Consider the following 23,120-nt stretch of genomic DNA (forward strand, 5'->3'; position numbering starts at 1 on the left):
ATGACACCGGGAGATGCTCCGGCATGTTCTACAATCTAGTCGTTGCTCTGACCCGACAGCAGAAGCGTTTCATCATCCTGGCGGTGGACCTCCTGCTGATCGCGATTTCCTTCGCGCTGGCCAAATCCATCGTCATGCACCCGACCAGCCTGCTGGAAACGCCGGTAAGCTCCGCCATGTTCGTTCTGGCGATGATGTGCTCGGGCGCCGTCGCGACGGTGTGGCAGGGGCTGCACAAGGTCAAGCTCAACGCCTACCAGATGCAGGGCGTGATGGAATCGGCCATCGTCGCCGCGGTGCTGATGGGCACCGGCATGACGCTCTCCTATCTGGGCGCGGTCCGCGGCGGCTCGGCCCAGCTCTTCATCGTCGTCGGCATGACCTTCCTGATCCTGTCGGTCGCCACCCGCCTGCTGATGCGGCGCGTGCTCCTGCGGATCTACGCCAACGGCACCCAGCGCAAACCGCTGATCATCTTCGGCGCCGGCCAGACCGGGCAGCAGCTCGCCATGGCGCTGGCCACCGACGACGCGGTCGAACCCGTGGCCTTCATCGACGACGATCGCCGTCTCCAGGGGCTCACCGTCGCCGGCCTGCGGGTCTACCCGGCCACCGACCTGAAGAAGGTGGTCAAGCGCCGCGGCGTCAAACGGATCGTGCTGGCCATCCCCAGCGCCAACCGCAACAAGCGGGCCGAGATCACCCGGCGCCTGGCCCGCACCGGCTGCGAAGTGCACGCCCTGCCCTCCTTTGCCGACCTCGTCGCCAACAACGCCCGCAACCTCTCCGACACCCGGCCGGTGGACGTCAACGAACTGCTCGGCCGCGACCAGATGGAAGAGGAACTGCCCGGCGTCAGCGACACCTACCTGCGCCGCAACATCATGGTCACCGGCGCCGGCGGCTCGATCGGGGCCGAGGTCTGCCGCCAGCTCATCACCTGCCGCCCGGCCTCGCTGATCCTCGTCGATCACAGCGAACTGGCGCTCTTCGAGATCGACCGCGAACTCCGCGGCTATTGCAAGGACGTCAAGATCGTCCCGGTGCTGGGCTCGGTCTGCGACAAGACGCTGGTCGAGGCGGCGATTGCCGACAACGACGTCGATATCGTCCTGCACGCCGCCGCCTACAAGCACGTGCCCCTCGTCGAGGCGAACGGGCTGGAAGGCATCCGCGTCAACGTCTTCGGCACCAAGATCGTGGCCGACGCGGCCAAGGCCGCAGGGGTGGAACGGTTCATCCTCGTCTCCACCGACAAGGCCGTGCGCCCCTCCAGCATCATGGGCGCCTCCAAGCGTTTCGCCGAGCTGCTGGTGCAGGATCTCGCCACCCGCAGCCAGACCACCCGCTTCTCGATGGTCCGCTTCGGCAACGTGCTGGGCTCCTCCGGCTCGGTCATCCCGATCTTCCAGAAACAGATCTCGCGCGGCGGCCCGGTCACCCTGACCCATGCCGACATCACCCGCTACTTCATGACCATCCCCGAGGCCGTACGCCTGGTGCTTCTGGCCGGCTCCTTCGCCCGCGGCGGCGATGTCTTCGTGCTCGACATGGGCAAGCCCGTGCCGGTGCGCCAACTGGCCCGCAAGATGATCGAAAGCGCGGGCTACACGGTCAAGGACACCGCGAACCCCACCGGCGATATCGAGATCAAGATCACCGGCCTGCGCCCCGGCGAGAAGCTGCACGAGGAGCTGCTGATCGGCTCCGACATGCTGACGACGCCCCACCCCAAGATCCTGCGCGCCCAGGAAACCGGCCTGTCCGAGCTCGAGATGGCCAACGCCATCCAGTCGCTGCGCCAGGCGCTCGAAACCCGCGGGCTCGACCTGATGAAGCAGACCCTCGAAAAGTGGATCGAAAAGGACGTGGCCAAGACCGTCAAGACGGTCAACGAGTAGCCCTCACGCCTCGGCCTTCTCCGCCAGTTCCAGCCATTCCTCTTCCGCCTCCGAAAGCGCCGCCTGCCGCTTGCTCAGGGCATCGGTGGCCTTGCGGAACTTCTCCGGCTCGCGGGTGAACAGCTCGGCATCCGAAAGCAGCCCTTCCAGCTTGGCAATCTCCCCCTCCAGCCGCTCGATCAGGCCGGGCAGCTCCTCCAGCCGGTGCTTCTCGGTGAAACTCAGCTTGGGCTTCGATTTCGGCGCGGCGGGCTTGGCCGCCACCGGCTGCGCGGGCTTCGCCTTCGGCTTCGCAGGCTCCGCCGCCACCGGCGCCGCCTCGGCCCGCTGCGCCCGGTAATCCGACCAGCCGCCGGCATAGACCGTGGCCTGCCCGTCGCCTTCCATCGCGATGGTCGTGGTCGCCACCCGGTCGAGGAAATCCCGGTCATGGCTGACCAGCAGCACGGTGCCGTCGAAATCGTCCAGCAGCTCCTGCAACAGGTCGAGCGATTCGATATCCAGATCGTTGGTCGGCTCGTCCAGCACCAGCAGGTTGCTTTCCCGCGCCATCAGCTTGGCCAGCAGAAGCCGCGCCTTCTCGCCCCCCGACAGCGACCGCACCGGCGCCCGCACCTGCCGCTCGTCGAACAGGAACTCCTTGAGATAGCCCACCACGTGCTTCGGCTGCCCCCGCACCAGCACCTGGTCGGCCTGCCCCGACACCCGCATCTCGCGGTCGCCGGTCAGGTTCTCCCAAAGGCTCATGTCCGGGTCGAGCCCGGCGCGCGACTGGTCGAAGATCGCCGGCACAAGGCTGGTGCCGTGGGTGACGGTGCCGCTGTCGGGCTCTTCCCGCTTCATCAGCATGTTGAGCAGCGTGGTCTTGCCCACGCCGTTCGGCCCGACAAAGGCGATCCGGTCCTTGCGCAGCACCTTCAGGCTGAAATCGTGCAGGATCACGTTTCCGCCGTAAGCCTTTGAAACCCCCACCGCCTCGATCACCTTGCGGCCCGATTTCGGCCCCGAATCGAGCGCCATCGCCGCCGTGCCCTGCCGCCTGATCTGGGCGGCGCGCTCGGCCCGCATGTCCTGCAGCGCGCGCACCCGGCCCTGGTTGCGCTTGCGCCGGGCGGAAATGCCCTCCACGGCCCACCGCGCCTCGGCCTTGATCTTCTGGTCCAGCTTGTGGCGGCTCGCGTCCTCCTCTTCCCAGACCTTGTCGCGCCAGGCCTCGAAATCGGTGAAACCGCGCTCCTGCCGGCGGGTGATTCCCCGGTCGATCCAAAGGGTTGCGCGCGTCAGTTCACGCAGGAAGGCGCGGTCGTGGCTGATCAGGACGAAGGCCTTGCGGGTCTCCTTCAACTGCTGTTCCAGCCAGCCGATCGCCTGGATATCGAGGTGGTTCGTCGGCTCGTCCAGCAGCATCAGGTCCGGCCCCTCGGCCAGAAGCTTGGCCAGCGCCGCGCGCCGCCGCTCCCCGCCCGAGGCGGTCTGCGGCGACAGGCCGGGATCGAATTTCAGCCCCTCCGCCACCATCTCGACCCGGTATTCCTCGCCCGCATCCAGCTCGCTCGCCGCGAATTCGCCCAGCGTGGCAAAGCCCGAGATGTCCGGATGCTGCTCCATGTAGCCCACGGAAATCCCCGGCGGCACGGTGCGCGTGCCGGTATCGGCCTCGACCAGCCCGGCCATCACCTTCATCAGCGTCGATTTGCCCGACCCGTTGCGCCCCACCAGCGCCACGCGGTCGCCCTGTTGCACGGTCAGTGAAACGTCACGAAACAACGGCTCGCCCCCGAAGGTCAGCGAGATATCGGAGAGTTGGAGAAGCGGTGCCTTGGCCATGGGCGGCAGCTATCCCGCCGCCCGGTCATGGTCAAGCGGGCCCGTGCAGGCGGCACCCTGATTCAGCCCGCCGTTTCACCCCGCGGTCGCCCGCAACAGCCGCTTGCGCGTCGGCGGGATGGCGGCAATCTCCAGCCCGGTGAAGACATGCAGCGTGTTCATCTGGGCATCGACCACCGCATGGTCGCTCACCCAGCCCCCCATCAGCAGGTAGGTCCGCAACAGCGGCGGCATCCCCAGCATGGCAAGCTTGGCATCCGGCTTGCGCAGCCGCAGCTTCTGGGCGAAGCGAAAGACCGACGGCGCCTTCACCCGAGGCAGCCAGCGGCGGGGCGCAAGGTGGCGGTCCTTCAGCATGGCGAAGGCATCGGCGTAAAGCTCGGCATCGGTGCCCTTGAACGACGAACAGCCGAACAGCATCTCGACCCCGTTCTCGTCCACGAACCGCGTCATCGCCCCCCATGCCACCCGCAGGATATCGGCGTCGCGCGCCTCCGGGTGGATGCAGAACCGCCCCATCTCCACCATCGGCCCCTCGAACGTCTTCAGCGCCGACAGCTCGTAGAACTGCGCCGAATAGCTCCGCCCGATCTCCGCCCCGCCGGTCAGCGGCAGCATCCGGAAACAGCAGACCAGCTTGCCGGTCGCGTTCTCCTCGACAAGGATATGCGTGCAGATGTCGTCGAATTCGTCGGCGTCGATGCCGGGCACGTCCTCGCCCTGCTTGAAGGCCACGAAGCGCAGCCGCTGGGCGGCGCGGATATCCGCCTCCGTCCCGGCCACCCTCGTGCTGTAGCGCCCTTTGCGGAACATCGTCCTGCCCATGCCCGACCACCTGCTCTCAAAGGTAGGTGCGGGGGCTTTAACACTCAAGATGTGACAGGGCCGTGACGCGCCGCCCCGATCAGTTGAAAAGCTGGCTCGGGTCGATATTGCCGAAATTGCCGAAGATCTGCCGCAGCAGGCCGTTGCCCATCACCGACGAATCCGTCACCCGGCGGGTCAGCGGAACGATATTGCCGTCCTCCAGCCCGAAGCTCTCGATATTCCGGATCGTGTCGTTCTGGTTGAAGCTGATCGCCACCACCTGCCGCTCGATCACCTCGGGGGCGCGCATCCCATAGCTGCGCATCCGGCTCTTGACGTAATAGTAATCCCCGTCGCTCAGCAGGCCAGAGGCCGAGGGCGCACCGATCACCTCGTCCACCGTGGCGCGGGTATCGACACCGACGTTCAGCTTGTTGAGGTCGCGGGCCGGCGGGACGTAACCGTGGTTCTGGTACTGCGACTGGCAGGCCCCCACCACCATCAGACAGACCACGGCCAGCGCGCTGGCCAACCGGTTGCGAATACCCATCATCATCTGTCCTCTTGAACTCAGCCCCGATTGCTTTCACACCCGCTTACAACAAGCTAGGCTATATGTTCAAGAAATGATGAGAGAGGCCCGATGCCGGAACATCCCCGGAAATCCGCCCTTTACCGCGTGAGCGGCCTGTCCCCGCGCAAGCCGCAGCCCTTCGAGATCGCCCCCGGCCCCGACGCGCTGCAGCAGGTGGCAGACGAGCTGGGCCTCCTCGGCCTGAAGAAGCTGCGCTTCACCGGCACGCTCGCCGCCGAGGGCAAGGAGGACTGGCGCCTCGACGGCCATCTGGGCGCCACCGTCACCCAGGCCTGCGTCGTCACGCTCGAGCCGGTCAACACCAGGATAGAGGAGGATGTCGCCCGCCGCTTCCTCGCCAACTGGCCCCCGCCCGAGGAAAAGGGCGACGAGGTCGAGATGCCCGAGGACGAGACCATCGACCCCTTGGGCGAACAGATCGACCTCTGGGCGGTGATGCTCGAGGCCCTCGCGCTGGCCCTGCCCGCCTATCCCCGCGCCGACCAGGCCGAGCTGGAAACCGACAGCGCGATTCCCCCCGGCGCCGCCCCGATCGAGGAGGAGGAAACCAGGCCCTTCGCCGCGCTGGCCGACCTGAAGAAAAAGCTGGAGGATAAAGGCGAATAACCGCCAAAAAACCGCTTGCTCCTGCAACAATTCCCTGTATTTTCGCCGTCTCACCGGAATTTGGGGTTGAACCGGCGGCTCGAGACAGATTAAGAGCCGCCTCAACCCGTGACACACGGGTCTTTCCAAGGACCCACAGAAAACTGAGGTTGCGACATGGCCGTCCAACAGAACAAAGTATCGAAATCGCGCCGCAACAATCGTCGCGCCCACGACTCGCTGACCGCGGCGAACCCGAACGAGTGCCCGAACTGCGGCGAACTCAAGCGCCCGCACCACGTCTGCGCGGCTTGCGGTCACTATGCCGACCGCGAAGTCGTGGCGATGGTTGACGAGGTCGATCTGGACGACGACGCAGCCTGAATCAGTCGGGGGCGCGCGTCCTGATGACCGCAGACTCGGATCAGACCAGGGCACGCCCGAAACGCACGATCATTTCCGTCGACGCGATGGGTGGCGATCTGGGGCCGGCAACCGTGGTTGCCGGCATTTCGCGTTCGGCCAAGAAGAACGACGAGATCGGCTTCATCCTGCATGGCCGCACGGACATCCTCGAACCGCTTGTCGCCAAGCGCAAGAACCTCGAGGGCCGGTGCGAGATCCGCGATGCGCCCGATGTCGTCTCGATGGACGAAAAGCCCAGCCAGGTGATCCGCCACGGCAAGGAAACGTCGATGTGGTCGGCGCTGGAATCGGTGCGCAAGGGCGAGGCCACGGTCTGCGTCTCCTGCGGCAATACCGGCGCGCTGATGCTGATGTCGGTCGTCCGCCTGCGCAAGCTGCCCAGCATCTACCGCCCCGCCATCGCCGTGCTCTGGCCCTCGCGCAACCCGCAGGGTTTCAACATCATGCTCGACGGCGGCGCCGATATCCGGGCCGATGCCAAGGACCTGATGCAATACGCGCTGATGGGCACCTCCTACGCCCGCAACGGTTTCGGCCTGAAACGCCCGCGCGTCGGCCTGCTGAACGTCGGCACCGAGGAACACAAGGGCCGGGCCGAGCTGCGCGAGGCGCATGACCTCATTTCCGCCAACGCCCGCAAGGCCGATTTCGAGTTCGTCGGATTCGTCGAGGGCCGCGACCTGCCCGGCACGCTCTGCGACGTGATCGTCACCGACGGCTTCACCGGCAATATCGCGCTCAAGACAGGCGAAGGCGTGGCCAAGCTGGTCTCCGACCTGCTGAAGGAGGCGTTCCGCTATACCCCGCTGTCGCGCTTCGCCTCGATCCTCGCCTATACCTCGCTCCAACGTCTCAAGAAGCGGATCGACCCGCGCCGCGCCAATGGCGGCGTGTTCCTGGGCCTGAACGGCACGGTGGTGAAATCCCACGGCGCGGCCGATGCGATGGGGGTCTCGTCTGCCGTCAAGCTGGCCTTCCAGCTCGCCCAGACCGGGTTCACCGAAAAACTCGCCGCGCGGGTTGCATCTGCCTCCATGCTTGATCAGGATGACGCGACCGAAGACTCGAAAGCCAGCGGTGACCCTGCATGACAATACGCGCCGTTGTAGAAGGCGTCGGCCACTACCTGCCGGAACGGATCGTCCCCAACACGTGGTTCGAAGAGTTCCTCGACACCTCCGATGAATGGATCCGCACCCGCTCGGGGATCGAGCGGCGGCATTTCGCGGCCGAGGGCGAAACCACCTCCGACCTCGCCGTCAACGCGGCGACCGCGGCGCTGGAAAACGCGGGCGTGAGCATCGACGACATCGACGGCGTGCTCGTCGCCACCTCGACCCCCGACCTGACCTTCCCCTCCGTCGCCACCATGGTGCAAAGCCGGCTGGGCATGACCCGCGGCTTCGGCTTCGACGTGCAGGCGGTCTGCGCGGGCTTCATCTACGCGCTGGCCAATGCCAACGCGCTGATCGTCTCGGGCCAGGCGAAACGCCTGCTGATCATCGGGGCCGAGACCTTCAGCCGGATCATGGACTGGGAAGACCGCTCGACCTGCGTGCTGTTCGGCGACGGCGCCGGCGCCCTGGTCCTCGGCGCGGCCGAGGGCGACGGCACGTCGGCCGACCGCGGCATTCTCGCCTCCGACCTCAACTCCGACGGCCGCTACCGCGAGATGCTTTATGTCGACGGCGGCGTCTCCACCACCGGCACCTCCGGCAAGCTGCGGATGCAGGGCAACCCCCTCTTCCGGCAGGCCGTGGAAAAGCTGACCTCGACCGCCGAAACCGCCCTGCAAAGCGCCGGGCTCGGCCATGACGACATCGACTGGATCGTCCCCCACCAGGCCAATATCCGCATCATCGCCGGCACCGCCAAGAAGATGGGCGTGCCGCTCGACCGGGTGATCATCACCGTGCAGGAGCACGGCAACACCTCGGCCGCCTCGATCCCGCTGGCCCTGTCCGAGGGCGTGGCCCAGGGCAAGATCAAGCGCGGCGACCTGCTGGTGTCGGAGGCGATCGGCGGCGGGCTGGCCTGGGGCGCGGTCGTCCTGCGCTGGTAAACCTCGCTTCATTGGCCTGAAACCGCGCGTAAACTCCTTCCGCCAAGTCATTGACATTGACTCGGAAAATCCTTCCGCCCTAAAGTCTTGGAAAGAGCGAGGGGATGAGATGAGCGACAAGACGTTGACCAGGATGGATTTGAGCGAGGCCGTGTTCCGCGAGGTTGGCCTGTCCAGGAACGACTCGGCAACGCTGGTGGAAAGCGTGCTGGATCATATCTCCGACGCGCTGGTGCGCGGCGAACAGGTCAAGATTTCCTCTTTCGGCACCTTCTCGGTGCGCGAAAAATCGGCCCGCGTGGGCCGCAACCCGAAAACCGGTGAAGAAGTGCCGATCAACCCCCGCCGCGTGCTGACTTTTCGGCCATCACACCTGATGAAAGACCGCGTCGCCGCCGGCAACCGGAAATAACGAAGGCCCGCCGCGATGGCAAAATCCGCAGATGCCTTTCGCACGATCAGCGAGGTGGCCGAGTGGCTGGACACGCCGGCACACGTGCTGCGGTTCTGGGAGAGCAAGTTCACCCATGTCAAGCCGGTCAAGCGCGCCGGCGGCCGGCGCTATTACCGGCCCCAGGACATGCGCCTTCTCGGCGGGATCAAGAAGCTGCTGCATGATGACGGGATGACCATCAAGGGCGTCCAGAAACTGCTGCGCGAGAACGGTATCAAGCACGTCTCCGCCCTGTCCCAGCCACTGGCGGGGGAAGAGGATACGGCCTACCCCCATATGCCCGGCCCCGATACGCCGGAACCGGCACAGGTGCTCGATTTCCGCCCCCGCGCCGGCGATCCCGCGCCCGAGCCGTCCGCCACCCCGGACGAGCCGGAGCCGGCACCGGAACCGGCGCCCGAGCCTGCCCCGCCGCAACGCAACTTCACCCTGACCCACTCGGTGCCCTCCAGGCCCGAGCCGGACCGCGCGGCCGAGGAGCCCCCGGCCCCCGCCGTCGAAGACCCCTGGCCGGAAGAGGCCGAGACCACCGAGACGGCAGAGGCCGCCCCCGACGACGCATTCGGCGACTGGCCGCAGGAAACCGGCCCAGCCCCCGGGCCCGACGATGCCTTCGACCCGCAAACCGCCTTCGACCCGGATGAGGGGCCCGAACCGGAACCGGCCCCCGCCCCCGAACCGGCCCCCGAACCGCCGGTGAAAACGAAACTCCCCGCCTTCCTCAGCCGCCCGCCGGCCGCCGACATCGGCTCGCCGCTGGACGAGGCCGGCGCCGAACCGCCCGCCGACACGCCCGAGCCGCTCGCCCCAGGAACCCCGCGCGTCTCTCTCGGCGTCGATGTCCCCGACGACCCCGCCGACGACGATCACGTCGCCACCGGCCCCATGTCCCTGCTGGCCCAGGTGCCCAGGCCGTTCCCCGGCCGGGTCAACCGGGCGATCCGACCCATCGTCGCGCGGCTCCGCAAGCACCTGGACGAAACGGATGAAACTTGAGCCGGAAAATTCGAATTTGCCCCTTGTCCCCGTGCGCAAATCCAGTATGTAACCCCAATCGTCGGGCTATAGCGCAGGCTGGTAGCGCGTCCGTCTGGGGGACGGGAGGTCGCAGGTTCGAATCCTGCTAGCCCGACCATGAACACCCTCCCCGCAGAACCGCACCACCAGGCGCCCCGCGCCGTGTACGGGCCGCCCGGCCGCAACGGAGCCGCAGGATGACAGGTGTTCTCGCCAGCCAGCAACTCAGGGCAATGATCGCCGACGGGCGCATCTCGGCCCCCACCGCCATTCTTCCCGAACAGGTCCAGCCCGCCAGCCTCGACCTCCGCCTCGGGCGCACCGCCTACCGCGTGCGGGCCTCCTTCCTCTCCGGCGCCGGGCGCACCGTGGCCGAGCGGCTGGAGGAGCTGGAGATGCACCGCATCGACCTGACGAACGGCGCGGTGCTGGAAAAGGGCTGCGTCTACGTCGTCCCGCTGATGGAGATGCTCGACCTGCCCTCCGACGTCACCGCCGTCGCCAACGCCAAGTCCTCCACCGGCCGGCTCGACCTGCTGACCCGCACCATCACCGACCAGGGCGAGGAATTCGACCGCATCGCGCCGGGCTACACCGGCCCGCTCTATGCCGAGATCTGCCCGCGCTCCTTCTCCGTCCTCGTCCGCCCCGGCATGCGCCTCAACCAGATCCGCTTCCGCGACGGGCAGGCCGCGCTCGACGACGCCGCCCTGACAGCACTCCACGCCGAGGCGCCGCTGGTGGATGGCGAGGCGGTCATCTCCGACGGGCTCGGCTTCTCGGTCGACCTCGAACCCGGCCAGGGCACCCTCGTAGGCTACCGCGCCAAGCCCCATACCGGCGTGATCGACCTCGACCGGATCGGCCATTACGACCCCTCCGAATACTGGGAGGAGGTCCACACCGACACCGGCCGCATCATCCTCGATCCGGGCGCCTTCTACATCCTCGTCAGCCGCGAAGCGGTCCACATCCCCCCCGCCTATGCCGCCGAAATGGCGCCCTACCTCGCCATGGTGGGCGAATTCCGCGTCCACTACGCGGGCTTCTTCGACCCCGGCTTCGGCCATGACGCCGCCGGCGGCGCAGGCTCCCGCGGTGTGCTCGAAGTCCGCTGTCACGAGGCGCCCTTCGTCCTCGAACACGGCCAAGTCGTCGGCCGGCTGGTCTACGAGAAGATGGACCAGGTGCCAGACCAGCTCTACGGCGCCGGCATCGCCTCCAACTACCAGGGCCAGGGCCTCAAGCTCTCGAAACACTTCCGCGCCTGACGCCCGTCAGACGTCCAGAACCTGCCCCGCCAGCCGCCGCTGGATCGGCAGCGCCATCATCACCGCCATCAGCCCGTAGAACATCCCCCGCCGCAGGGCCCCGCCCTGCATCAGCGCCTTGCGCGCCCGCTCGCTCAATTCGATCACCCGCCGCCCCTCGGCGTGCCGCGCGGCGTGATACCCCGCCAGCCCGCCCGACGCGAACCGCGCCGCCAGGTCACCCGCATCGGCGATCCCGAGGTTCATGCCCCGCCCCCCCACCGGCGAATGGCAATGCGCCGCATCCCCCGCCAGGAACACCCGCGCCGTCGCATAGGCCGTCACCTGCCGCACCGAGATCCGGAACGTCCCCGCCCGGTACAACCGCTCCACCTCCATCGGCACCGGCAGGGTGGCCAGCGCATCCGGCGTGTTGGAAATCAACCGGAACCGCGTCGCGGCCAGCGGGATGACGATCACCGTCCTCCCCTGCCGCCCGAAAAACCCCTGGAAATTCTCCGGCTCGCGCCAGCCCGGCGCTTCCACATCCGCGATCGACCAAGTCTCGGGCAGGTCATAGCCCTCGAACCCCACGCCCATCGCCGCCCGCACCCGGCTGCCGACACCATCCGCCCCGATCACATGACCGAACCGGCGCGCCTCGCCATTGATCCGCACCTCGACGTGATCCGGCCCCTCGGTCAACGCCTCCAGCGCCTGGCCAAAATTCACCCGCCCGCCATACCGCTCCAGCGCCACGCGCAGGTGATGCTCCGTCCGGTCCTGCGGCAGGGCCAGCATCTGCGCCCCCTCCCCGTGATCGAGGGTCAGGCTGGCAAAGCGGAACCGCCCGGCATGAAACTGCGCCTGCCCCACCACGACCGCCTCCTTGCGTATGGCCCGTGCCGCGCCCGAGGGCGCCAGGATATCCATGCTGGGGGGAATGATCCCCACCGCCCGCGACAGGCCCGACGGGCCTTCGCGCCGGTCGATCACCGTCGGCACCATGCCCAGCCGCGCCAGTTCCAGCGCGGCGGTCAGCCCGGTCGGCCCGGCGCCGACCACAAGGATGTCGCCCGACACCCCGTTCACCGATTGATCAGAAGCGGCCCATGCGCCGCGCCATGCGCATGCCCTGGCGCATGCGCTTCTGGGTCTTGGCCGTCTCCGGGCCCTGGCCCTTGGCCTGCCCCGTACCCTTGGCCTGCCCCGCACCCTTGCCCGCCTTGGCATCGCGCCGGTTGGCATAGGCGTTCACCCCGGCATCGACGCCCGAGCGGATAAGGCGCCGCATCACCATGCGCACGACCATATTGATGATCTGGTTGGCGTTCATGACGCCCTCCTTTCCTGCCTGCTGATCCATATATAGCAAGAAAACGTGGAGATTTCAGGGCATCCCCGCGAAATTTCCCCGGCCCGGCCCTCAGTCGTCGAACAGCTCGTCCTGCCCCTTGGCGCCCGGCTCGTCCTCGTCTTCGCCCTCGCCCGCCGTCGGCATCTCGCCCAGCGGCGCGCGGCTCTCCAGAAGGCCGGCGGCCCGCAGCTCCTTCAGCCCCGGTAGGTCGCGCGCGCTTTCCAGCCCGAAGTGATCCAGGAAGGTCTGCGTCACCACGAAGGTCACCGGCCGCCCCGGCGTCATCTTGCGCCGCCCGAACCGGATCCACTCCATCTCCAGAAGCTGGTCCACCGTCCCCCGGCTGACCGACACGCCGCGGATTTCCTCGATCTCGGCGCGGGTGACGGGCTGGTGATAGGCGATGATCGCCAGCGTCTCGATCGCCGCCCGCGACAGCTTGCGCGTCTCGACCGTTTCCTTCTGCATCAGGTAGCCCAGGTCGGGCGCCGTCCGCATGGCCCAGGCATCGCCCACCTTCACAAGATGCACGCCGCGCCCCTCGTACCGCTTGCGCAGGTGCACCAGCGCCTCGGCCGCGTCGCAGCCATGGGGCATCCGCGCCTCCATCTCGCGCACGGTGATGGGCTCGGCCGTGGCGAACAGGATCGCCTCGCACATCCGCTCCTGCTCGGCCATGGGCGGGGCCGCGAACAGGCTTTCTTCCTTGTGTTCCTTGTGTTCCGTCTCTTCCGTCACGACCTAGCCCCAACGCCCCGGCGCCGATTTCTTGAAAAGAAATCGACCCGAAATCTTTTCAAGATTTCGACCCCCGCCATCCTACTGATCCTTCCGCCGCAGCTGAACCGGCGCGAAATGCTCCGACTGGCGGATCTCCACCCGGCCCTCCTTCACCAGCTCAAGCGAGGCGGCGAAGGTCGACGCCGTCGCCGACCGCCGCCGCGCCGGATCGGTGGTGAACCCCTCGGGCAGGTAGCTCACGATATCCGTCCACGTGCCCGCAAACCCGATCAGCCCGCGCATCCGCTCCAACGCCTGTTCCAGCGTGAAAAGCGCGTCGCGGTCCATCGCGTAGGGCCGGAACTCGTCCTTGGTGCGGATGCGCGCGTAACCCTGCATCAGGTCCAGAAGCGTCGCGGTGTAATTCACCTTCTTCACCCGCGTCACGTCCTCGGGAATGCCGCGGGCAAAGAAATCCCGCCCCAGCCGGTCACGCCCCATCAACTGCGCCGCGCGTTCCCGCATCGCCTGCAAGCGTTCCAGCTGGAACGCCAGGTGCGCCGCCAGCTCCTCGCCCGATGGCCCCTCGTCCTCGGGATCGGGCGGCAGCAGCAGGCGCGACTTCAGAAACGCCAGCCACGCCGCCATGACAAGGTAATCCGCCGCCAGCTCGATCCGAAGCTGCTTGGCCTTCTCGACGAAGGCCAGGTATTGCTGCGCAAGTTGCAGAACGGAAATCTGGCGCAGATCCACCTTCTGCGTCCGCCCCAGCGTCAGCAGAAGGTCCAGCGGCCCCTCGAACCCGTCCACGTCGACGATAAGCGCCTCCGCCGCCATGCGGTCGGCCACCCGTTCGACCTGTCCGGCCTCCTCGAAACTCTCATCCGCCATAGACGCGCCCATTCATCAGCGCCTCAAGCTTTGCCTCCATGGCCGGAATGTCAACCTCGTCGGGCTCATGCCGCGCCGCCAGCGCGCTTTCCGCCCTTGCCTGCCCCTTGTTCGACAGCCGCCCCGCGGCCTCGGCCACCGCCCGGCGCTCGTCCAGCGTACCGTTGCAAAGCAGGACCACGTCACACCCCGCCGCCAGCGTATCGCGGGCGATCTCCGTCAACGACCCGTCCAGCGCCTTCATCGAGATATCGTCGCTCATGATCAGCCCGCCGAACCCGATCTCCTCGCGGATGCATTTCATCACGATGTTCGAGGTCGTGGCGGGCAATTCGTCCAGCGCCGAATAGACCACATGCGCCGTCATCCCCATCGGCAGGTCGCTGAGCGCCCGAAACGGCGCGAAATCCACCGCGGCCAGCTCCTCGTGCGGCACATCCGCCACCGGCAACTCGTGATGGCTGTCCACCAGCGCCAGCCCATGCCCGGGGATATGCTTGACCACCGGCAGCACGCCACCGGCCAGCATCCCGTCCGCCGCCGCCCGGCCCAGCCGTGCCACCGTATCGGCATCGAACCCGTAACAGCGGTTCTTCAGAAACTCATGCGTCTCGCCCCGCGCCACGTCCACCAGCGGCGCGCAATTGCCATCCACCCCGACCTCGCGCAGCTCATGCGCGATCAGCCGGTACCGCAGGTACATCGCCTCTTCCGCCGCCTCCCCGGCGGCCTCCACATGCTCCAGCGGCGGCAGCCATTCGCGCCAGCGGGGCCCGCGCAGCCGCTGCACCCGCCCGCCTTCCTGGTCGATCAGGATCGGCGCCTCGCGCCCCACCGCCGCGCGCATCTCCTCGCACAGCCCGTAAACCTGGTCCGGCGTCTCGATATTCCGCGCAAACAGGATGAACCCGAACGGATCATGCTCGGCAAACAGCGCTTTCTCCGCTTCCGACAGCCGCAGCCCGTCCGCGTCGAGGATCGTCGCGCCGAACCGGCTCACCGCGTGACCACCGGGATGCATTCCGCCCGTTCCGCCACCAGCGCCGAACAGAACCGCCGCGCGTCCGACAGGTCGGCAAACCCCATGGCCCGCAACCGGTAGAAGGTCCGCCCGCCGCTCGTCGCCTTCTCGATCACCCGGTCCTTGTCCTCGAGATACTCATCGAACCGGTCGGCCAGCTTGTCCCATTCCTGCACCGCGATCTCGTGGCTGGCAAAGGCGCCTAGCTGCGCCAGCCGCGTGCCCACGGGGATCTTCGACGGGTCCACGTCCCGCGCCGACGCGCTCGCCACCGAGGCCAGCGCCACGCCCTCGGGCGAGGTCACAAGGCTCGCCGGCCGCGTCTTGGGCCGCAAGGACCGCCCGATCCCGCCTTCCACCGGCGGGCTGTCGCGTTCTTCCAGTTCTTCTTCCTCCACCGGCTCGGCGGCGGGCAGCTCCTGCAAGGGCGCCACGCCCTCGGCCAGCGACACCGCCAGCGCCTCGACCGAGGCGAAGCGCATCGTGCCCTCCTCTTGGGCCCCCTGGTCGCCCTGCTCGGCCGCACCGATCGTGACAGGCTCGGCCGTGGCGCCCCGCGCCTCCAGCCGGGCCAGCTGCGTATCTTCCAATGTCAAATCCAGCGGCTCCGGCGCCAGGATCAGCCGGTCGGCCGGCCGCGCCGCCGTCCCCTCGGCCGCCACGTCATTCACCGACAGCCCCTGGTGCAGCGCCTGCCGCCCGCCCGGATCCTCGGGCGCCACCCGCATCGGCCCCTCGGCCGCGCGAATGACCGGCACGCCGCTCACGTCCCGCATCACCAGCTTGTAGCCCCACACCCCCATGCCAACCACAAGGGCCAGCGACGTGACTGCCCCAAGCAGATTGACGATGTTGGTGATGGATCTGGGCTGCCTCTCGGCACCGCCCGGGTGCCCCTGCTGCATCTCTGACATGTCTCGCCTCGCCACTTCCGGCGATGCATCGCCGCCGGACTTTCTGATATCTGCCTCTAGCGCCCGGCGGTTCTGTTTTATGTCTCGGATGCGGCTCAGCGCATCTCCTCTGCCGGAACTACGCCGAGAATACCAAGACCGGCAGAAATAACAACGGTTACGGCCCGCGCGAGGGCGATTTTTGCCTGCGAGGTGGCCGGGTCGTCCTCCTGCAGGAAGCGCAGAGACGGCTCGTCATTGCCCCGGTTCCACAGCGCGTGCAGATCGCTCGCCAGGTCGTAGAGGTAGAACGCCACCCGGTGCGGCTCGTGCGTGCGCGCGGCGATCTCCACCAGCCGCGGCCATTCCGCCAGCTTCTTGGCCACCGCCAGCTCCGCCTCGTGGGTCAGCCCGCTGATATCCGTCTGGCTTAGCGTGGCATCGCTCACGTCGATCCCCGCGGCCTCTGCCTTGCGCAGCACCGAACAGACCCGCGCATGGGCATATTGCACGTAGAAAACCGGGTTTTCCTTCGACTGCTCCAGCACCTTGTCGAAATCGAAATCCAGCGGCGCGTCGTTCTTCCGTGTCAGCATCACGAACCGCGTCACGTCCGAGCCCACCTGGTCGACCACGTCGCGCAGCGTCACGAACGTGCCCGCCCGCTTCGACATCTTGAAGGGCTCGCCGTTCTTGTAGAGCTTCACCAGCTGCGTCAGCTTGATATCCAGCGGAACCCGCCCGCCCGACAGCGCGCTCACCGCCGCCTTCATCCGCTTGACATAACCGCCGTGATCGGCCCCGAACACGTCGATAAGCGCGTCGAACCCCCTGGAAACCTTGTCATAATGATAGGCGATATCGGGCGCGAAATAGGTCCAGCTTCCGTCCGACTTCTTCACCGGCCGGTCGACATCGTCGCCATGCTCGGTCGACCGGAACAGCGTCTGCTCGCGCGCCTCCCAGTCCTCGGGCACCTTGCCCTTGGGCGGCTCCAGCACGCCTTCGTAGATCAGGCCCTTCTCCTCCAGCGCGTTCAGCGCCTCCTCGATCCGGCCCGTGCCATACAGCGACTTCTCGGAATAGAACACGTCCATCTCGACGCCGAGCGCCTTCAGGTCGGCGCGGATCAGGTCCATCATCCGCTCGGTCGAGAAATCCCGCACCGTCTCCAGCCAGACGGATTCCGGCTGGCCGACATAGGCATCGCCCACCTCCGCCTTCAGCGCCTCGCCCACCGGCACGAGGTAGTCGCCCGGATAGGTGCCGTCCTCGAAGGCCACGGCCTGCCCGTGCGCCTCGAGATACCGAAGGTAGACCGACCGCGCCAGCACATCGACCTGCGCGCCGCCATCGTTGATGTAATACTCCCGCGTGACGTCATAGCCCGCGTAATCCAGCAGGCTCGCCAGCGCATCGCCGAAGACCGCGCCCCGGGTATGGCCCACGTGCAAGGGCCCCGTCGGGTTGGCCGAGACATACTCGACATTCACCTTCTGCCCCTTGCCCATCTCGGACCGCCCGAACGCCTCGCCGCCCGTCAACGCCTTGTGGATCACGCCCTGCCACACCGACGGCGACAGCCGCAGGTTCAAAAACCCCGGCCCCGCCACCTCGGCGCTCTCGATCCAGTCCTCGCCCGACAACCGCTCGGCCAGCGACGCCGCGATATCGCGCGGCTTCATCCCGGCGGGCTTGGCCAGGACCATCGCCGCGTTCGTCGCCATGTCGCCATGCGCCGCGTCGCGCGGCGGCTCGACCGTCACGTTGGCGGTGTCCAGCCCCTGCGGAAGCTCGCCCGCCTCCTGCATCGCCTGAAGCGTGTCCAGAACAAGGGCCCTGATGTCGGTGAAGAGGTTCATATCCGTTTCGTCCTTCCAGCGTTGGCGCCGGTTTACCACCGCCATCCTTGGCGTCAATCGGCCTGACCGTGCGTCACCCGCGCCGCTCGCCCGCACCCCCCGGCCCGCCCAGCAGCCGCGCATGGCTTTCCAGCGCGAAGCGGTCGGTCATCCCGGCGATATAGTCGCAAACCAGCCGCGCCAGCGCGGTCTCGCTATCGGCCCGCGCCACGTCCTCCTGCCAGCGCTTCGGCAGGAATTCGGGCTTGCCCATGTAGAACGGAAACAGCTCCTCGACCACGGCCGTCACCCGCTTGCGCATCTCCACGACCGAGGGCGCCCGGTACATGTGCCGGAACAGGAACGCCTTGATCTCCTTCATGTGCCGCCAGACATCGTCCGAGAACGCGATCGCCGGCCGCCCCAGATGCCTGACCGCCTCCACGCTCTCCGGGTCCGCCTCCTCCAGCACCGCCCGCGAGGTCTCGATCACGTCGGCCACCATCACCCCGAACACCCGCCGCAGCGCCTCGTGCCGCCGCCGGTAATCATCCAGCCCCGGATACACCCGGTCGACCTCGTCATAACAGTCGCCCACGATCGGCAGCCCGCGAATATCCGCCTCGCTGAACAGCTTCGCCCTGAGCCCGTCATGCAAATCGTGGTTGTTATAGGCAATGTCATCCGACAACGCCGCCACCTGCGCCTCGGCACTCGCATGGGTGTAAAGCTCCAGATCATGCCGCTCGTCATACTCCGCCAGCGCCCAGGGAAGCTCCCCCGTCACCGGCCCGTTATGCTTGGCGATCCCCTCCAGCGTCTCCCATGTCAGGTTCAGCCCGTCGAACCCCGCGTAATGCCGCTCCAGTGCCGTCACGATTCTCAAGGCCTGCGCGTTATGGTCGAACCCGCCATAGGGCGCCATCAACGCGTCCAGCGCATCCTCCCCGGTATGCCCGAACGGCGTGTGCCCAAGGTCATGCGCCAAGGCCACCGCCTCGGTCAGTTCCTCGTTCAGCCCCAGCGCCCCGGAAATCGTCCGCGCCACCTGCGCCACCTCGATGGAATGCGTCAGCCTCGTCCGGAAATAATCCCCCTCGTGTTCCACGAAGACCTGCGTCTTGTGCTTCAGCCGCCGAAAGGCGCTGGAATGGATGATCCGGTCGCGATCCCGCTGGAAACAGGACCGGAACGCGCTCTCCTCCTCGGCCACCAGCCGGCCATGCGTCCGCAAAGGGTCCGCCGCGTATCGCTTCTGCATGACCACTGTCCTTGTCGCCTGTTCCCCAAGCCCATATATTGCAGCCAAGCGAACAAGGAAACCACGAGGGTTTATCGACAGATGGAACTGCCACCGAAAGTCACCGACCGCGCCTTTGCCCGGCTGGCCGAAATCGGCGCCGGCGATCAGGGGCAGGCCCTGCGCATCGCCGTCGAGGGCGGCGGATGTTCGGGATTCCAATACGATATCAAGCTCGATCAGCCCGCAGATGACGACCTCGTGCTCGAGGGTCAGGGCCAGAAGGTCGTGGTCGACAGCATCTCGCTGCCCTTCCTCAACGGCGCCACCATCGACTTCGCCGAGGAAATCATCGGCGCCCGGTTCACCATCGAGAACCCCAACGCCAGCAGCTCCTGCGGCTGCGGCACATCTTTCGCGATGTAATCCACATACTTGAAGGGCGCCTTTAAGGCGCCCTTCCAGCCTATTCCGCCGGCACCACCCGCGGCTCGTCCCGCCGTGGCCGCGTCTGGTCCCAGACAAGCCAGCTGCCCGCCGCAATGACAATCGCCGCCCCCACGAACACCCCCGCCCAGGGCACCTCGCCGAAGGCCACGAAGCCGATGGCGACCATCCACAGGAACTGCAGGTTCATCAGCGGCGTCACCACGTAGGCCGGCAGCATCCGCAGCGCCGCCACCAGCACCCAGCGCGCCCCGAACAGGAACACCGCGTAGGCCACCGCCCAGCCCAGGTCCGCCAGCCCCATCGGCTGGAACACGAAGGGCAGCGCGCAGGCCATCACCGCCATCAGCGCCAGGTTCGGATAGAACACCTGCGACAGGATATTGTCGTCCCGCTGACCGATATAGCGCGAGGCCACCATCGACACCGTGCCCAAGAGCACCGCCGCCAGCGCCACGAGATGCCCCAGCCCGACACTGCTCAGCCCGCCGGGAAAGAGGCACATCACCCCCACCGTGCCCACCACCAGCGCCGCCCAGACCTGCGGCCGCACCGGCTCGCCCAGGACCGGCCCGGACATCAGCGCCGCCACCAGCGGAATGAGCGCGATGAACAGGAACACCTCGGCAAAGGGCAACAGCCGGAACGCGTAATAGAACGCGATCGAGCCCAGCACCGTCGCCCCGGCCCGGATCGCCATCGCCCTCGGGCACGCGGTCCGCACGCCCCGCCACTGCCCGCCCTTCCGGTTCGACACCAGCGCCAGCAGCGCCACGATGCCCCCCGACAGCGCGAACAACTGCGGCGCGGCATAAGAGGTGGCGAACAGCTTCGTAATCGCGTCCGCCGTGGAAATCAAAAGCGTGTAAAGCGCCGTCAGCCCCACGCCCGCCAGGCACGCACTGCGTGCAACCGGCCCGATCATGACAGGCCTCCCGGCCCGCCGACCCTGGCGAACCCCTTGAAAAACGCTCCGAAATCAACCGCCTGCTCGGCCGCGGCCAGCACCGTGCGCGCCTCGTCCGACAGCCGGTCGCCCACCCGGTCGCGCATCTGGCCCCAGTCGGGGCTGCGCGCCTCGGTCATATTGTACATGCAGTCCGACAGCTCCCGCAGCGGGCCGGAATTGGGCTCCGGCGCGGCGAACACCACGGCCCCCTCGGGCATCTCGTGGGCAAACCCGCCCCGCCCCGACAGGTCCATGAACCAGTTCACCATCAGCCATGTGTGATAGTCATCCATCCCCCCCGGCCGGTCGGCGGGCATCACCTGGAACCGCATCGACTGGTCCGACAGCCAGCGCTCCCACACCGGCGGCGGCGTCTTGCCGGCAAAGCGCAGCGCGATGCACACCTCCGACAACAGGTCGATGTTCAGCTCCAGGAAGGCCAGCGTGCCCGCGTAGCACAGGCTGTCGATCATCTCCGGATCGGCGCAGGGCGACTTGCGGCCATATTCCGAGAGATAGAAAACGATATGGGTCAGCTCGTAGGCCGCCTTCTTGTTGGGCAGCGTGAAGGTATCCGACCGCCGGGCAAAGGCCCGCAAACGGTCGTCCAGCCCGTGATCCGAGACCACCGGGTCGATCCCGCGCCGCAGGCACAGCCGCCGCGCCTCGGCCCGCTGCAGGTCCGACAGCTCGGCCCCGGCCAGCCCCTGTCGGGCCACCCATTCGGCCAGCGCGGCGCCCTTGTTGCCGACCTGGCCCAGATCCTCGAGATCGAGGCAGATCGACAGGAAAAACCGGTAATACTGCGGAAAGAACCCGATCCGCTTCTCGATCTCCCCGTAAATCCCCGCATAGGCCTCCAGCGCCGCCTCGCCCGGCCGGGCGTCGGCGGTCTCCAGCACGTTCAGCAGCTCGGCATTCTCCTTGAGCCAGTAAACGTCTTCATGCGGCCGGCGCTCCCGCGCGACACGGTCGACAAGCGCTGCCTGCCGTGCCGCGCGGGTGCGTTGGCGAAACGGAACGTCAAGATGAAGTATGCTAGCCATCGTATTGATTTCCCAAAGCTTCCTCAGAAATTCCGTTTCGTGCCCAAAGGCTTACATGCTCGAGGTGAACATCTCGCAGCCATCGCCCTCTTCCGCGGTCACGGCACGGGGGCCCATCGAGGAGGTGAAGGCGCCGACGGCCTCGCCGGTCTCGGCAGCGCTGGCGGTCACGGGGGACATGGACGAGGTGAACAGCTCGACCGCGTCACCGGTTTCGGCCCGGGCCGACGCCACCGGCGCCATCGACGAGGTGAAAAGTCCGGTCGCATCGCCCGCGCCGGCCTCGGCGGTGATGGCCGGACCCATGGAAGAGGTGAACATCTCGACACCCTCGCCAAGCCCGGCATCGGCCCGGGCGACGGGGCCCATCGAGGAGGTGAAGGCGCCCACGGCCTCGCCGTCGTGAAGGCTGGCAAAGCCGCGCGAAGTGGAGGTTTCAACAGATTTATCAAACTTACGAATTGCAGACATTTGGTAACTCCCGTGTATGACGTTGCCGGAAAACGCTTGCACGTTATACGGGTCTTGCCAATATAGATTTCCCTCATAGCGAGTTATCCACAGGCACTTGATTCAACTGTCGATCGGGCAATTCCTTGAATTCCCGTGGGCTTTTCGAACGCCTTCATAAAGCCAAAAAAACTTATCCACAGGTCTGATTATGAACACATTTCAACTTAGGGGTGTACGTCCTCATCCGAATCAATCGCGCCGCCCTGCCCGTCGCCGCAAGGGATTCCCTTGTCAGGGCGAAATGACTGGGCGATAGAAGGGGCGAACCAGCCCGGAGGACCCGATGAAAATCGCCAGCTTCAACATCAACGGCATCAAGGCCCGCGCGGGCGCCCTGACCGACTGGCTGGACGAGGCGCAGCCCGATGTCGTGCTGCTGCAGGAGATCAAGTCGGTCGACGAGAATTTCCCCCGCGAGCTGTTCGAGGAGCGCGGCTACAACGTCGAAACCCACGGTCAGAAAAGCTTCAACGGCGTGGCGATCCTGTCGAAACTCCCGCTCGAGGATGTCACCCGCGGCCTGCCCGGCGACGATGACGACGATCACGCCCGCTGGATCGAGGCCACCGTCATGGGCGAGCACACCGCTATCCGCGTCTGCGGGCTCTACCTGCCCAACGGCAACCCGGCGCCGGGGCCGAAATACGACTACAAGCTCGCATGGATGGAGCGCCTGAAGGCCCGCGCCGAGGCGCTGATGGCGGCCGAGGAACCGGCGCTGATGGCGGGCGACTACAACGTGATCCCCCAGGACGAGGACGCCAAGCGCCCCGAGGCCTGGGCCGAGGACGCGCTCGCCCTGCCGCAGACCCGCGCCGCTTTCCGCCGGGTGGTCAATCTCGGCTTCACCGAGGCCTTCCGCGCCCGCGTCCAGGGGCCGGGCCACTACACGTTCTGGGATTACCAGGCCGGCGCCTGGAACCGCGACGACGGCATCCGCATCGACCATTTCCTGCTGACCCCGCAGGCCGCCGACCTGATGACCGACTGCCAGATCGACAAGGACATCCGCGGTCGCGAGAAGCCTTCGGACCACGTGCCGATCTGGGTGAACCTCGACGCGTAAGACATTGTTTTGGCTAGGAATACGTCGCCCCCCCAAAGCCACCCGCCCCGGGCCTGACCCGGGGCCTCTAAACGGGACGAGGTCCCGGCTCGGAGGCCGGGACGGGTTTACGTATGGGGAGTGTAAGAGGTGCCACACGCCCGGAATCGAGGCCGAAGGCCGCCGGGCGAGCGCCGGCCCGTCCCCACGGGCAGGCGCTTTGGCGGGTGTCG

At 67.0% G+C, this 23,120-nt stretch carries 24 protein-coding genes and 1 tRNA gene; 11 read left to right on the forward strand and 14 right to left on the reverse strand.

All coding sequences use genetic code 11. The features are described from left to right. The first annotated feature begins 23 nt into the window (after positions 1 to 23). On the forward strand, positions 24 to 1,901 hold the full coding sequence (locus ACO07J_RS11195; protein WP_422028895.1) for a polysaccharide biosynthesis protein: 1,878 nt from the start codon (positions 24 to 26) through the stop codon (positions 1,899 to 1,901). Between the two features lie 3 nt (positions 1,902 to 1,904). Here the strand turns inward: ACO07J_RS11195 and ACO07J_RS11200 are convergent, their stop codons facing one another. The 3 genes from ACO07J_RS11200 to ACO07J_RS11210 all read right to left on the reverse strand — a co-directional run bounded on the left by ACO07J_RS11200 (position 1,905) and on the right by ACO07J_RS11210 (position 5,088). Then, positions 1,905 to 3,728: an ABC-F family ATP-binding cassette domain-containing protein gene (locus tag ACO07J_RS11200; protein ID WP_422028896.1), complete on the reverse strand. Its 1,824-nt coding sequence runs from the start codon at positions 3,726 to 3,728 to the stop codon at positions 1,905 to 1,907. Positions 3,729 to 3,803: 75 nt separating this feature from the next. Next, positions 3,804 to 4,553, reverse strand: a complete 750-nt coding sequence (locus ACO07J_RS11205; protein ID WP_422028897.1) for a GNAT family N-acetyltransferase — start codon at positions 4,551 to 4,553, stop codon at positions 3,804 to 3,806. Positions 4,554 to 4,632: 79 nt separating this feature from the next. Further along, complete coding sequence (locus tag ACO07J_RS11210) at positions 4,633 to 5,088, reverse strand: outer membrane protein assembly factor BamE (protein WP_422029763.1); 456 nt, start codon at positions 5,086 to 5,088, stop codon at positions 4,633 to 4,635. A gap of 90 nt (positions 5,089 to 5,178) precedes the next feature. Between ACO07J_RS11210 and ACO07J_RS11215 the strand changes: the two genes are divergently transcribed. The 8 genes from ACO07J_RS11215 to ACO07J_RS11250 all read left to right on the forward strand — a co-directional run bounded on the left by ACO07J_RS11215 (position 5,179) and on the right by ACO07J_RS11250 (position 10,945). Beyond that, positions 5,179 to 5,736: a YceD family protein gene (locus ACO07J_RS11215; protein WP_422028898.1), complete on the forward strand. Its 558-nt coding sequence runs from the start codon at positions 5,179 to 5,181 to the stop codon at positions 5,734 to 5,736. A gap of 156 nt (positions 5,737 to 5,892) precedes the next feature. Continuing rightward, positions 5,893 to 6,099, forward strand: a complete 207-nt coding sequence (gene rpmF, locus ACO07J_RS11220; RefSeq protein WP_057816004.1) for a 50S ribosomal protein L32 — start codon at positions 5,893 to 5,895, stop codon at positions 6,097 to 6,099. A 23-nt stretch (positions 6,100 to 6,122) separates the two neighbouring features. Continuing rightward, positions 6,123 to 7,232: a phosphate acyltransferase PlsX gene (gene plsX / locus ACO07J_RS11225; RefSeq protein WP_422028899.1), complete on the forward strand. Its 1,110-nt coding sequence runs from the start codon at positions 6,123 to 6,125 to the stop codon at positions 7,230 to 7,232. Further along, a complete protein-coding gene (locus tag ACO07J_RS11230) occupies positions 7,229 to 8,203 on the forward strand; it encodes a beta-ketoacyl-ACP synthase III (RefSeq protein WP_422028900.1) in 975 nt (324 codons plus the stop codon). Before plsX ends, ACO07J_RS11230 begins: the two co-directional genes overlap by 4 nt. Positions 8,204 to 8,312: 109 nt before the next feature. Further along, entirely contained in the window at positions 8,313 to 8,615 is a 303-nt protein-coding gene (gene ihfA / locus ACO07J_RS11235; RefSeq protein WP_057815998.1) for an integration host factor subunit alpha, read from the forward strand. Between the two features lie 15 nt (positions 8,616 to 8,630). Then, the gene (locus tag ACO07J_RS11240; protein WP_422028901.1) at positions 8,631 to 9,653 is read left to right on the forward strand and encodes a MerR family transcriptional regulator; all 1,023 of its coding nucleotides are present in this window, start codon (positions 8,631 to 8,633) and stop codon (positions 9,651 to 9,653) included. A 62-nt stretch (positions 9,654 to 9,715) separates the two neighbouring features. After that, positions 9,716 to 9,792, forward strand: a tRNA-Pro gene (locus ACO07J_RS11245). Positions 9,793 to 9,871: 79 nt separating this feature from the next. Continuing rightward, positions 9,872 to 10,945, forward strand: a complete 1,074-nt coding sequence (locus ACO07J_RS11250; RefSeq protein ID WP_422028902.1) for a 2'-deoxycytidine 5'-triphosphate deaminase — start codon at positions 9,872 to 9,874, stop codon at positions 10,943 to 10,945. 6 nt (positions 10,946 to 10,951) lie between these two features. On the opposite strand, the gene ACO07J_RS11255 is transcribed toward ACO07J_RS11250, so the two are convergent. The 8 genes from ACO07J_RS11255 to ACO07J_RS11290 form a co-directional block, all read right to left on the reverse strand. Further along, entirely contained in the window at positions 10,952 to 12,007 is a 1,056-nt protein-coding gene (locus tag ACO07J_RS11255; protein ID WP_422028903.1) for an FAD-dependent oxidoreductase, read from the reverse strand. A gap of 16 nt (positions 12,008 to 12,023) precedes the next feature. Beyond that, a complete protein-coding gene (locus ACO07J_RS11260; protein ID WP_422028904.1) occupies positions 12,024 to 12,260 on the reverse strand; it encodes a hypothetical protein in 237 nt (78 codons plus the stop codon). Between the two features lie 90 nt (positions 12,261 to 12,350). Further along, a complete protein-coding gene (gene scpB / locus ACO07J_RS11265) occupies positions 12,351 to 12,959 on the reverse strand; it encodes an SMC-Scp complex subunit ScpB (protein ID WP_422029765.1) in 609 nt (202 codons plus the stop codon). A gap of 141 nt (positions 12,960 to 13,100) precedes the next feature. Further along, a complete protein-coding gene (locus ACO07J_RS11270) occupies positions 13,101 to 13,892 on the reverse strand; it encodes a ScpA family protein (RefSeq protein ID WP_350159255.1) in 792 nt (263 codons plus the stop codon). Next, positions 13,882 to 14,913: a beta-N-acetylhexosaminidase gene (gene nagZ / locus ACO07J_RS11275; protein WP_422028905.1), complete on the reverse strand. Its 1,032-nt coding sequence runs from the start codon at positions 14,911 to 14,913 to the stop codon at positions 13,882 to 13,884. Before nagZ ends, ACO07J_RS11270 begins: the two co-directional genes overlap by 11 nt. After that, positions 14,889 to 15,827 (reverse strand): SPOR domain-containing protein, encoded by a 939-nt coding sequence (locus tag ACO07J_RS11280; protein ID WP_422028906.1) that lies wholly within the window; start codon positions 15,825 to 15,827, stop codon positions 14,889 to 14,891. The genes nagZ and ACO07J_RS11280 overlap by 25 nt, the downstream gene beginning before the upstream one ends. A 95-nt stretch (positions 15,828 to 15,922) precedes the next feature. Next, the gene (gene argS / locus ACO07J_RS11285; protein ID WP_422028907.1) at positions 15,923 to 17,668 is read right to left on the reverse strand and encodes an arginine--tRNA ligase; all 1,746 of its coding nucleotides are present in this window, start codon (positions 17,666 to 17,668) and stop codon (positions 15,923 to 15,925) included. 73 nt (positions 17,669 to 17,741) lie between these two features. After that, the gene (locus ACO07J_RS11290; RefSeq protein ID WP_422028908.1) at positions 17,742 to 18,908 is read right to left on the reverse strand and encodes a deoxyguanosinetriphosphate triphosphohydrolase; all 1,167 of its coding nucleotides are present in this window, start codon (positions 18,906 to 18,908) and stop codon (positions 17,742 to 17,744) included. Positions 18,909 to 18,989: 81 nt separating this feature from the next. On the opposite strand from ACO07J_RS11290, the gene ACO07J_RS11295 reads away from it, so the two are divergent. Then, a complete protein-coding gene (locus ACO07J_RS11295) occupies positions 18,990 to 19,313 on the forward strand; it encodes a HesB/IscA family protein (RefSeq protein WP_064258676.1) in 324 nt (107 codons plus the stop codon). Positions 19,314 to 19,353: 40 nt separating this feature from the next. On the opposite strand, the gene ACO07J_RS11300 is transcribed toward ACO07J_RS11295, so the two are convergent. From ACO07J_RS11300 to ACO07J_RS11310, 3 genes are read right to left on the reverse strand one after another with little or no spacing between them, the layout of a single operon-like run. Further along, the gene (locus tag ACO07J_RS11300) at positions 19,354 to 20,259 is read right to left on the reverse strand and encodes a DMT family transporter (RefSeq protein WP_422028909.1); all 906 of its coding nucleotides are present in this window, start codon (positions 20,257 to 20,259) and stop codon (positions 19,354 to 19,356) included. Beyond that, positions 20,256 to 21,329: a DUF6902 family protein gene (locus tag ACO07J_RS11305; protein WP_422028910.1), complete on the reverse strand. Its 1,074-nt coding sequence runs from the start codon at positions 21,327 to 21,329 to the stop codon at positions 20,256 to 20,258. The genes ACO07J_RS11300 and ACO07J_RS11305 overlap by 4 nt, the downstream gene beginning before the upstream one ends. A 51-nt stretch (positions 21,330 to 21,380) precedes the next feature. Beyond that, positions 21,381 to 21,800: a hypothetical protein gene (locus ACO07J_RS11310; protein ID WP_422028911.1), complete on the reverse strand. Its 420-nt coding sequence runs from the start codon at positions 21,798 to 21,800 to the stop codon at positions 21,381 to 21,383. 325 nt (positions 21,801 to 22,125) lie between these two features. On the opposite strand from ACO07J_RS11310, the gene xth reads away from it, so the two are divergent. Then, on the forward strand, positions 22,126 to 22,908 hold the full coding sequence (gene xth, locus ACO07J_RS11315; protein WP_422028912.1) for an exodeoxyribonuclease III: 783 nt from the start codon (positions 22,126 to 22,128) through the stop codon (positions 22,906 to 22,908). The last annotated feature ends 212 nt before the right edge of the window (positions 22,909 to 23,120 follow it).

The organism is Roseovarius sp., from assembly GCF_965228755.1.
In the GTDB taxonomy this organism is placed as follows: domain Bacteria; phylum Pseudomonadota; class Alphaproteobacteria; order Rhodobacterales; family Rhodobacteraceae; genus Roseovarius.